This window comes from Streptomyces tamarix (assembly GCF_032423885.1).
Taxonomy (GTDB): Bacteria; Actinomycetota; Actinomycetes; order Streptomycetales; family Streptomycetaceae; genus Streptomyces; species Streptomyces tamarix.
Window position 1 is genome coordinate 46,255 of sequence record NZ_JAWCTQ010000048.1, and the last position, 10,382, is coordinate 56,636.

The 10,382-nt window shown below is 72.1% G+C and carries 10 protein-coding genes; 8 read left to right on the forward strand and 2 right to left on the reverse strand.

What is annotated here, in order from left to right:
* Positions 1 to 52: 52 nt before the first annotated feature.
* On the reverse strand, positions 53 to 1,024 hold the full coding sequence (locus tag RND61_RS27715; RefSeq protein WP_315880861.1) for an NAD-dependent epimerase/dehydratase family protein: 972 nt from the start codon (positions 1,022 to 1,024) through the stop codon (positions 53 to 55).
* 172 nt (positions 1,025 to 1,196) lie between these two features.
* A complete protein-coding gene (locus tag RND61_RS27720) occupies positions 1,197 to 2,111 on the reverse strand; it encodes a ScbA/BarX family gamma-butyrolactone biosynthesis protein (protein WP_315880862.1) in 915 nt (304 codons plus the stop codon).
* A 234-nt stretch (positions 2,112 to 2,345) separates the two neighbouring features.
* Here RND61_RS27720 and RND61_RS27725 point away from each other — a divergent pair, with 234 nt between their 5' ends.
* From RND61_RS27725 to RND61_RS27760, 8 genes are all read left to right on the forward strand, one after another.
* On the forward strand, positions 2,346 to 2,972 hold the full coding sequence (locus RND61_RS27725; protein WP_315880863.1) for a ScbR family autoregulator-binding transcription factor: 627 nt from the start codon (positions 2,346 to 2,348) through the stop codon (positions 2,970 to 2,972).
* A gap of 372 nt (positions 2,973 to 3,344) precedes the next feature.
* Positions 3,345 to 4,556 (forward strand): MFS transporter, encoded by a 1,212-nt coding sequence (locus tag RND61_RS27730; RefSeq protein ID WP_315880864.1) that lies wholly within the window; start codon positions 3,345 to 3,347, stop codon positions 4,554 to 4,556.
* An 82-nt stretch (positions 4,557 to 4,638) separates the two neighbouring features.
* A complete protein-coding gene (gene hemA / locus RND61_RS27735; protein ID WP_315880865.1) occupies positions 4,639 to 5,844 on the forward strand; it encodes a 5-aminolevulinate synthase in 1,206 nt (401 codons plus the stop codon).
* Between the two features lie 72 nt (positions 5,845 to 5,916).
* Positions 5,917 to 6,759 (forward strand): TauD/TfdA dioxygenase family protein, encoded by an 843-nt coding sequence (locus tag RND61_RS27740; RefSeq protein WP_315880866.1) that lies wholly within the window; start codon positions 5,917 to 5,919, stop codon positions 6,757 to 6,759.
* Between the two features lie 2 nt (positions 6,760 to 6,761).
* On the forward strand, positions 6,762 to 7,772 hold the full coding sequence (locus tag RND61_RS27745) for a 3-oxoacyl-ACP synthase III family protein (RefSeq protein WP_315880867.1): 1,011 nt from the start codon (positions 6,762 to 6,764) through the stop codon (positions 7,770 to 7,772).
* The gene (locus RND61_RS27750) at positions 7,772 to 8,563 is read left to right on the forward strand and encodes a class I SAM-dependent methyltransferase (RefSeq protein WP_315880868.1); all 792 of its coding nucleotides are present in this window, start codon (positions 7,772 to 7,774) and stop codon (positions 8,561 to 8,563) included. Before RND61_RS27745 ends, RND61_RS27750 begins: the two co-directional genes overlap by 1 nt.
* Positions 8,560 to 9,420, forward strand: coding sequence for a GNAT family N-acetyltransferase (locus tag RND61_RS27755; RefSeq protein WP_315880869.1), 861 nt, complete (start codon positions 8,560 to 8,562; stop codon positions 9,418 to 9,420). Before RND61_RS27750 ends, RND61_RS27755 begins: the two co-directional genes overlap by 4 nt.
* Positions 9,421 to 9,602: 182 nt before the next feature.
* Positions 9,603 to 10,382, forward strand: a 780-nt coding sequence (locus RND61_RS27760) for an S-adenosylmethionine synthetase N-terminal domain-containing protein (protein ID WP_315880870.1), incomplete at its 3' end; no start/stop codon positions are given.

Genomic DNA, 10,382 nt, shown 5'->3' on the forward strand with positions numbered 1-10,382 from the left:
CCGGACGCCGAGGTCGGACGGTGCGGTCGGGCGGTGTGACCGGGCGGTGCGGTCAGGCGGTGCGGTCCGCCGTCGCGTACTGCTCGCGGTACCAGGCGGCGTGCCCCGCGAAGCCCTCCGCGAACGGGCGGCCCGGCGCGCGTCCCAGCTCCTCCCACAGGGCGGTGCTCGCGAACCAGTGGTCGCTCACCAGCATGTCCAGGGTGTGCGTGGACACGCCCCGCGCGGCCAGCCGCTCGCACGCCTCCGCGTAGTCGACGCTCTCCGCCGGCCAGGGCACCCCGCAGGCACCGGCGGCAGCCCGTACGAGGTCGTCGGCGCGTACGGGGTCGGGGTGGTTGGCGTGGTGGACCGTGTCGCGCAGCCGGCCCTCCGGGGCCAGCGCGACGGCCACCAGCGCGCCGGCGAGCGCGTCGACGTCGACGACGGACAGCCGGGCCCGCTCCCACTCCCGTACGCGCGCCCCCAGCACCCCCAGGAGCCGCAGCAGCCCGGGGACGACCCACCGGTCACCGGCGCCGTACACCAGGTGCGGGCGCAGGACGTGCCCGCCCGCGGCGCGCACCAGGTCCTCGGCGGTGGCGCGGGTCCGGGACGTCTCCGACAGCGGGGCGCGCTCCAGGTCGGCGGCCTCGGCCCGTACGAAGCTGCCGCGCCCGTACACGGCGGCGGTGCTCAGGTACACGACGCGGGCCACACCGGCCCGCCGGGCCTCGTCGAGCAGGGCCGCGGTGCCGTCGACGTTGACGGCGCGGCACAGTTCGTCGGGGCCCCCGATGTGCGAGGCGCAGTGCAGCAGCACGTCGACGCCGTCGCACAGGCCGCGCAGCGTCCCGGGGCGGGTGAGGTCGCCCGTGACGTTCTCGACGCCGGGCCCCCGCGGCACGACGGGCCGCCGGTGCGCCAGCAGCCGCAGCCTCGGCCGCCGCGCCCCGCCGGCGTGCCGCGCGTGCTCCACGACCCGGCTGCCGACGAACCCGCCGGCTCCGGTGACCAGGACGGTGGGGGCCAGGGAACTCGTCACGTCCGCGCGCCTCTCGTTACGGCTCGGCTTGTCTCACTCACTGTGGCGCGGACCGGCGGCCCGGGCCCCCCGGGCCCGGGCCACCGGCCCGCTGGACTCCGGACCCCACCCCCCGGGAGGGCCCGGACCACCGCACCCCGCTCCCCGTCCGGCGGGTGGGTGGGACCGGAGGTCAGACCAGGGGCCAGGCCGTGACCGTGCTGGCGAAGACCTGCTGGTCGCGCTGGCGGCCCGTGACCTCGACCGTGGGGCGGCCGAGGGCGTCGGGGGCGCCGGGGACGGCCTCGATCCAGCAGGGGGCGTCGAACTCGGCGTAGTTCTCGTACACCGTGCTGACGGCGATCGGCAGGATCGGGTGCGGGCTCACCGCCTGGGCCGCCTGGCGGGCGGCCTCCAGCAGGACCATGCCCGGCACGTGGTCGACCGGGTGGTCGAACAGGATCGGGTGGGTGGTGTCGGCGCGCAGCAGCCAGCGGCGCGGGGACCGCCCGGCGGGCGCCGCGGGCGCCCCGGACACCGCGGGTCCCTCGGGCGCCGCGGACAGGACCACGTCGCGGGCGCGGTCGCGGCCGACGATGGCCGGGTCGACGGGCGGCGGGAGCTCGCCGTCCGGGAGGAAGGAGCGGTCGCCGCGCAGCCTGCGGTAGGCGCTGGGGGTGACGCAGTTGAAGGAGGCCCCGCCGGTGGCGACGGGCTCGCCGTCGCGCAGGACGCTCGCGCTGTAGCGCATCCTGCTCAGCTCGCCGCGGCGCCGGGTGATGTCGCGACATGTGACGTGCAGTTCGAGCTCCGTGGGGACCGGTTCGGCGGCCACGGCCTCGGGGGAGGCCGAGAAGGTGAGGTCCCACATCAGGAACTGGTGCCCGAGGGGGACGCCGTACGCGGCGTGGGAGAGGAGCGACCCGGTCTGGCGAATCGTTTCTGCTAGCAGCATCGGGTCCTGGTGGGCGCCCTGCGTCACGAAGAGCGCGTGGGCCCGGGGCCACTGCGCCCGGACGGTGAAGGCGTCGGGGCCCCTCTTCGTCCAGTCGGTGAGGAAGACCTCGGCCATGGCGGCGCGGTGGACGTACTGGCGCGGAACGGTCATGGTGAGGTTCTCGCTCGCGTCCGGGAGCCGGGGTTGTGGCACGGTGGGTGTCAACCGCGGAGCCGAGGGAGTGCCGGCCTCAGCGGTGTGCGACAGCGTTTGCATGCAGGACTCGTTTCCCCGTGGATGAGCAGAAGATCTTGGCAAGGTTGGGCACACCTGAGATTGCCTGATTCGCCGACTTAAGATACAGACAAGGCTGTTTGGATTGTCAACCAATACGGGAGTGTGCCGATGGCGCTGCAAGAGCGTGGGATCAGGACGCGGCGGCTGATCCTTGAGGCGGCGGCCGAGGTCTTCGCCCAAAGCGGTTACGAGGGCGCGAGCACCACGGCGATCCTGGCGCGCGCCGGACTGACCAGGGGCGCCCTCTACCATCACTTCTCCTCCAAGGAGGCCATCGCCGCGGCCCTGGTGGACGCCCAGACGCAGGCGCTCGTGGCGCCCGAGCGCCCGACGAAGCTGCAGTCGCTGATCGACCTCACGCTCCGCTTCGCGCACGGCCTCCAGCACGACCCCGTCCTACAGGCCAGTGTCCGGCTCACGGTGGAGCAGACCTCCTTCCGCGACGGCAAGGTCATCGCGTACCAGCGCTCGGCCGAGGTCATCCTGGAGATCCTCCGCGACGCGGAGGCGCGCGGCGAGCTCCTGCCCGGCCTGGAGGTCGAGGACGTCGCACAGCTCATCGTGGGTGCCTTCACCGGTTTGCAGCTCATGTCGCAGCTCTACACGAACCGCGAGGACCTGACGCACCGGGTCGCCGTCATGTGGCGCTGCATGCTCCCCGGGATCGCCGCGCCGGGCCTCGTGGCGCACCTCAGGACCCAACTGCGCGCGGGTGGCCTCGAAAAGGCGGAGTGACGCGCCGCCGGTGACGACCGGCTGAACGCCCCGTGGCTGTGTGAACACTTCTTCAAGGGTGGGTGACTACCCCGATAACCGTGCACTCCTGTCTGGTTGTCGGTGGGGCGATCGCCCACCTCAGTCTTTTTGCCTTGAACTTTCTCGCTAGATAAGGGGCAATACGGGCAAAGTGAACCTGATTTCCCTGTCAGGGGCTGTCTCATCCGCGTTGACAAGCAGACAAGTCTGTTTGTAGCGTCCACCTCAGAACGGGAGCCGCACGGTCCCTCCGACCGCGGCTCCTCTCGCACGTGCAGTCCACCCCAGCGCGTCCCGACCTTCCCGATCGGATGACGCGGAGCTGTCACGCGGAACGAAGAGGTAATGCGGATGCCGCTCGCACTTGTCGCGCTCACCTTGAGCACCTTCGGAATCGGAACCACCGAGTTCGTCATCATGGGACTGCTGTCCGATGTCGCCGACGACCTGTCGGTCTCCGTGTCCGGGGCCGGCTATCTCATCTCCGGATACGCGCTGGGCGTCGTCATCGGCGGACCGCTCCTGGTCTCCGCCGGTATCCGCCTGCCGAGGAAGGCCGTCCTGCTCGGACTCATGGGCATCTTCATCGTGGGCAACCTGCTGTCCGCGCTGTCCCCGGGCTACGAGGTCCTGATGGCCGGCCGCATCGTCACGGCCACCTGCCACGGGTCCTTCATCGGCCTCGCGTCCGTCGTCGCCGCCGACCTCGTCGAGGCGTCGAAGAAGGCGCGCGCCGTGTCCATGGTGTTCGCGGGCGGCGCCATCGCGAACGTCGTGGGCGCCCCGCTCGGCACCTGGGTCGGCCAGCACTTCGGCTGGCGGGCCACGTTCTGGATGCTCGTCGTCATCGGCGCGATCGGCTTCGTCGGCATCATGGTGCTGCTCCCGGCCCAGCGCGGCGCGCAGACCGCCGGCCTCCGCCAGGAGATCGCCGTCTTCCGCCGCCCGCAGGTGCTCATCGCCCTCGCCATGACCGCCTTCAGCCTCGGCGCGCTGTTCACCTCGTTCACGTACGTGGCACCCCTGCTCACCGAGGTCACCGGGTACGCCTCCGCGGCCATCGCCCCGCTGCTGGTGCTGTTCGGCGCCGGCCTGGTCGCGGGCAACACGATCGGCGGCCGGTTCGCCGACCGGGCGCTGCTGCCCACGCTCGGCGTCGCGCTCGCCGCCCTGACGCTCACCCTCGCCCTCTTCTCCGCCACCGCGCACAACAAGGTGCTGGCGGCGATCACGCTCGTCCTCATGGGCGCGGCCGGGTTCGCGACCGTACCCGGCCTGATGACCCGGGTCATCAGCAAGGCCGAGGGCGCGCCCACCCTCGCCGCCGTCGTCACCGTCTCGGCCTCCAACGTCGGCATCGCCGCCGGTGCCTACCTCGGCGGCCTGGCCATCGACGCCGGCTACGGCTACACCTCGCCCAACTGGATCGGCGCCCTCCTCGCGGCCGCCGCCCTCGCCCTGACCATCCTGTCCGGCGCGCTGGAGAAGAAGCCCGCGCCGCAGACCACCGCGGACGGCGCGGCCCCCGAGGGCGCGGCGGTGCGGCCCGGCACCTCCGGCTGAGCCTCCGGACCGCCGGCCGCCACCCCGCCTCCCCAGCGGAACCGCCTCCCCAGCGGACACGACACCGAAGGACCGCCACACCATGACCGCCAGTCCTGTCACGGCGCCCCAACCGGCGTTCGTCACCTTCAGCGAGAAGCTGCGGCTCATGAAGAGCAACGGCCTGTACCGCAGCTACTTCCCGACCGCCCACATGTCCACCAGCCCCGGGCAGACCCTGCACGAGGGCGAAGAGATCGAAGTCTGGTGCACCAACGACTACCTCGGACTCAGCCAGCACCCCGAGCTGATCCGGGCGCAGATCGACTCCACCGCCCGGCACGGCACCAGCATGGGCGGCTCCCGCAACATCGCGGGCACCAGCACCACCCACGCCGAGCTGGAGGAGCGGCTGGCCCGCTGGCACGGCAAGGAGCGCGCACTCGTGTTCTCCAGCGGGTACGTGGCGAACTTCGAGTCGCTCAGCGTGCTGCTGTCCGAGATACCCGGCATCGTCGCCTTCTCCGACGAGAACAACCACCGCTCCCTCATCGAGGGCATCCGCCGCTCCCAGTGCGAGAAGCGGATCTTCCCGCACAACGACGTGGACGCCCTGGAGGAGCAGCTCGCCGCGTGCGACCCGGACCAGCCCAAGCTGATCGTCTTCGAGTCGGTGTACTCCATGGACGCCGACATGTCGCCGGTCTCCCGGATCTGTGACCTGGCCGAGCGGTACAACGCCCTGACGTACCTCGACGAGACCCACGCCATCGGCGCGATGGGGCCGACCGGCGCCGGACTGTGCGAGGCCATCGGCGAGACCCGGCCCACCTTCGTCCAGGGCGTCTTCGGCAAGGCGCTCGGCACCGTCGGCGGCTACGTCGCGGGCCCCGACACGGCCGTGGACTTCATCCGCTCGCACGCCCCCGGCTTCATCTTCACCACCTCGCTCCCGCAGGCGTGCATGGACGCCACGCTCAAGGCGCTGGAGCTCGTGCAGGACGGCGAAGGGCTGCGCCGCCGGCTGACCGACAGGTCCCTGCGGATGAAGGCCGCCCTGCGGGAGCGGGACATCCCCTTCCTGGACGCCGCGCACCACATCATCCCGGTGATGATCCCCGGCAGCGAGCGGGTGCGCAGGGTCACCGACCTGCTGCTGGAGAAGCACCGGATCTACGTCCAGCCCATCAACTTCCCGTCCGTGCCGCTCGGCACCGAGCGGTTGCGGGTCACCGTCCCGCCGTACCGGACGGACGAACAGATCGACGGTTTCGCACAGGCCCTCCAGGAGTGCCTCGCCAACGCCTGACCGTGCGCGCCCGGCGCACCCGACCGGCGCGCACACGCCTGACGCGAACGCTGACCAGTTAAGGAGACCGTTGTGGACATCAAGGAGATCACTCCCTTCATCGGCGCGGAGATCACGGGCATCACCTACGAGGACTTCGCCGACCAGGCGACCGTCGACGCCTTCGTGGACGCGGTCAACCAGCGCGAGCTCGTCGTGATCCGCGGCTTCGAGATAACGCCGCAGCAGCAGGTGGCCCTCGCCGGCCGCCTGGGCACCCCCGTCCCGTTCGTGATCCAGAAGTACCGGCACCCGGAGGTGCCGGAGATCATGATCTCCTCGAACGAGAAGAAGAACGACAAGCCCGTCGGCGTGGCCCGGGTCGGCAACTTCTGGCACCAGGACTCGTCGTTCGTCGCCGACCCCGCCCCGTACACGATGCTGCACGGCGTCAACGTGCCGAGCACCACCGGCCACACCCTCTTCGCCAGCGCCGTCGACGTCTACGACCGGCTCCCCGACGAGTGGAAGAACAAGATCGCCGGGCGCAACGGCATCCACACCGTCGCCAAGCGGCTGCGCATCCGCGAGGAGCACGTGGGCCTGTCCGTCGCCGAGTTCCGGGCGTGGATCGACATCGAGCACCCCAAGGTCGAGCACCCCCTCGTCGTCAAGGACCCGTACACCGGCCGCGAGTACCTGTACGGCGCCCCGGAGTACATGGACGGCGTCGTCGGCTTCGACGCCAACGAGAACGAGGCGTTCTTCGCCCTCGTGGACTCCCTCATCCAGGACGAGGACCACGTCTACACGCACCGCTGGACGCCCAACGACCTCGTCGTGTGGAAGACGCAGACCACGCTGCACGCCGCGACGGACGTCGAGCCCGGCGTCCCCCGCACGGTGCACCGGGTCAGCATCGCCGCCCGGGCCTGACCGTGAGCGGTATAGCCGACATAGAGGTCGTCCTGCCCGCGTCGAGCGTCAGCATGACCGAGGCGGCCCGGTCCTCCGGCGTGGACCTCGCCGACATCCTGAAGATCACCCACAGCGAGAGCTTCCCCGCGCTCGCCGAGGACGAGCCCTCCTGGGAACTGGCCCGGGAGGCCGGCCGCAGGATCCTCGACCGGACGGGACTCGGCCCCGACGACGTCCAGCAGGTCATCTACGCCGGCTCGGGCGAGTGGGACGTCCCCTTCTGGTCACCGGCCGCGAAGGTGGCGGACGCGCTGGGCATCCGGCGCGCCCACTGCTACGAGATCACCAACTTCTGCAACGCCGGACTGACCGCGATCCGCGTCGGCGTCCACGAGATCCTGCTGGGCCGTGCCGAGAACGTCCTCGTCCTCATCGCCGACCGGCTCAGCAGGATGGTCGACTACGACGACCCCGACTCCAAGGCGCTGTTCAACTACGGCGACTCGGCCGCCGCCGTGCTGCTGTCCCGGGAGTCCACCGCCTTCCGGCTCCTGCACTCCGCGATGCGGACCGACCCCAGCTGGTCCGACTACTACAAGGGCGAGATCCGTGACGGGCGCGTCGTCATCCGGCGCGACGCGCACCGCCCGGGACTCGCCACCGCCTACGTCGACAACTTCACCGCGCTCATGGACGACACCCTTTCCGCCCTCGGCCGGAAGGTGTCCGACATCGACTACTTCCTGATCAACCAGGGGGACCGGTCGATGCACGAGCGGCTGCTGCGCGAGACCGGCATCCCGCCCGAGCGCAGCGTCTTCAACTACCACCGGCTGGGCCACATGGGCGGCGCCGACACGATGATCGCGCTGCGCGACCTGCTGGACGGGAAGCGCCTGCACCGCGGTGACCTCATCCTGCTGGCCACCAGCGGCATGGGGTTCAGCTGGGGGATCACCGCCCTGGAATACCAACTCGGCGTACCTGCCGCACAGCTCGTCGCCGGCCGCCACGAGGAAGAGGGAATGTGATGAAGCACGACCCCTACGGCACGGGAGTCCTCAGCAAGGACATCCCCGAGGAGCGCGAGCGCCTCGAACTGCTCCAGCAGGCCCTGGACCCGGTGAGCACCAAGGCGCTGGCCGCCCTGCCGCTCGGAGAGTCGCCCCGCTGCCTCGACCTGGCCTCCGGCGCGGGCTCCGTCTCGTACTGGCTGGCCGACCGCTTCCCCGGCGGCACCGTCACGTCCGCCGACATCGACGCCCGCTACCTCGACGAGGACCACGCGCCGAACCTGCGCGTCCACCACTTCGACATGCGCGTGGACGACTTCCCCGCCGAGTCCTTCGACGTCATCCACGCCCGCTCCGTGCTCAAGCACATACCGGAGCGCGACGAGGTGCTCGCCCGGATGTACAAGTGGCTCGCGCCCGGCGGCTGGCTGGTGATCGTGGACGGCTACTGGTTCCCGTCCGACGAGACCGCGCACCCCGAGTGGTCCAAGCCCATGGACGCCATCGTGCGGCAGATGAACTCGCAGGGCGGCGACATGCGGTGGACGCGCAAGCTGCCGTCGACCATCGCCCGCCTCGGCCTCACCGACGTCACCGTCGACCTGGCGCCGTCCCTCGGCGGCTGGGACGGCTGGGGCGCGCAGGGCCACCGCTGGATCCGCCCGACGATCCGCCAGACCGGACCCACGCTCGTGGAGAAGGGCTACCTCTCCCAGGAGGAGGTCGACCGCTACCTCGAACTGCCGGACGGCCCCGACTTCGCCGAGTGGTTCGGGGTGATCGCCGCGGTCTCGGGCCGCCGCCCGTGACCGTCGCCGTCGCCGAGGTCCACCGGCTGGACCGCGCGGCCCTGCCCGCCTGCCTCGCGCTGGCGCGGGGCCGCGGCTGGCCCGCCGAGGTCCGCGCCTGGGACCTGCTCTTCGAGGCCGGCGCCGTGTACGGCGCGTACGCGGCGGCGGGCACGGCCGCCGGGGCCGGCGAACTGGCCGGTGCGGTGGGGGCGGTCCGGTACGGGACCGCCGTCACCACCATCGGCGGGATGCTGGTCGCCGAACCGCACGCCGGCCGGGGCCTGGGCACGCGGCTGCTGCGGCACGCCCTCGACCGGGCGCCCGCCGACACGGTGTGGCTCACCGCCACCCCCCAGGGCCGCCCCCTCTACGAGCGGTTCGGGTTCCGGGAGATCGGCACCCTGGTGCGCTGCGCCGGCACGCCCACCCCGGCGGCGGCCGGGGACGGCGACCCGACCCGCGCGGCGGGACCCGACGACCTCCCGGGCATCGTCGCCCTGGACGGCGAGGTCTTCGGCGCCGACCGGGCCGGAATGCTGCGCCACCTCTTCTCCGTCGCCGCGCGGACCCGGGTCGTCGACGGGCCGCGCGGCCCCCGCGGGTACGCCATGGCCTGGGACGCGGTCGGCGCGACCGCCATCGGGCCCGTCGTCGCCGACGGCCCGGAGACGGCCGCGGCCCTGCTGGCCGGGCTCACCGCCCGGGCCGGGGGGCCGGTCCGGTTCGACGTCGACGCCGAGCAGCACGCGCTGCTGGCCTGGGCGCGCCGGCGGGGCCTGCGCCGGGCCGTCTCCACCACCGTCATGATCCACGGGCGGCCCCTGCCGGGCGACAGGTCCCGCCTGTTCACCCCGGCCACCGGCGCGCTCGGCTGACCCGTCCGCCCCGCTCGGCCCGACCGTCCCCACCGCCCCGCCCGTTCTGCCAGTCCGCCCCGAGCTCCGGGCCCTCAGGTTCTTCCTCTCCCCCGCGGCCCTGAGGGCCCGGTATCCCCGTACCGCTCCACCCCTTCCCCCGTACGCCGACCCACCCCGACCCACCCCGACGAGGAGACGTCATGCCCTCCCGGCTGTTCACTTCCGAGTCCGTCACCGAAGGCCACCCCGACAAGATCGCCGACCAGATCAGCGACACGATCCTCGACGCCCTCCTGGCCGAGGACCCCGCCGCCCGCGTCGCCGTCGAGACCCTCATCACCACCGGCCAGGTGCACGTGGCCGGCGAGGTGACGACCACCGCGTACGCCGACATCCCCGCCCTCGTCCGCGCCAAGGTCCTGGAGATCGGCTACGACTCGTCCGCGAAGGGCTTCGACGGCGCGTCCTGCGGCGTCTCGGTCTCCCTCGGCTCGCAGTCCCCGGACATCGCCCAGGGCGTCGACCTCGCCTACGAGGCGCGCGTGCCCGGAGCCCTCAGCCAGTGCGAGGCCGACGGCATCGCCCTCCAGGGCGCCGGCGACCAGGGCCTGATGTTCGGGTACGCCACGGACGAGACGCCCGAGCTGATGCCGCTGCCGATCCACCTCGCCCACCGCCTGTCGCGCCGCCTGACCGACGTGCGCAAGGACGGCACCGTCCCCTACCTGCGCCCCGACGGCAAGACGCAGGTCACCATCGAGTACCAGGGCAGCCGCCCGATGCGCCTCGACACGGTCGTCGTCTCCTCGCAGCACGCCGCCGGCGTCGACCTGGACGGGCTGCTCACCCCCGACGTCCGCGACCACGTCGTCACCCCGGTCCTCAAGGAGCTCGCCGAGCGCGGCATCGAACTGGAGACCGACGGCTACCGGCTCCTGGTCAACCCCACGGGCCGGTTCGAGATCGGCGGACCGATGGGC

Excerpts from the sequence above, each read along its gene's own strand:
- RND61_RS27720 (WP_315880862.1), bottom strand. The coding sequence starts at position 2,111 with ATGACCGTTCCGCGCCAGTACGTCCACCGCGCCGCCATGGCCGAGGTC.
- RND61_RS27725 (WP_315880863.1), top strand. The coding sequence starts at position 2,346 with ATGGCGCTGCAAGAGCGTGGGATCAGGACGCGGCGGCTGATCCTTGAG.
- RND61_RS27730 (WP_315880864.1), top strand. The coding sequence starts at position 3,345 with ATGCCGCTCGCACTTGTCGCGCTCACCTTGAGCACCTTCGGAATCGGA.
- hemA (WP_315880865.1), top strand. The coding sequence starts at position 4,639 with ATGACCGCCAGTCCTGTCACGGCGCCCCAACCGGCGTTCGTCACCTTC.
- RND61_RS27750 (WP_315880868.1), top strand. The coding sequence starts at position 7,772 with ATGAAGCACGACCCCTACGGCACGGGAGTCCTCAGCAAGGACATCCCC.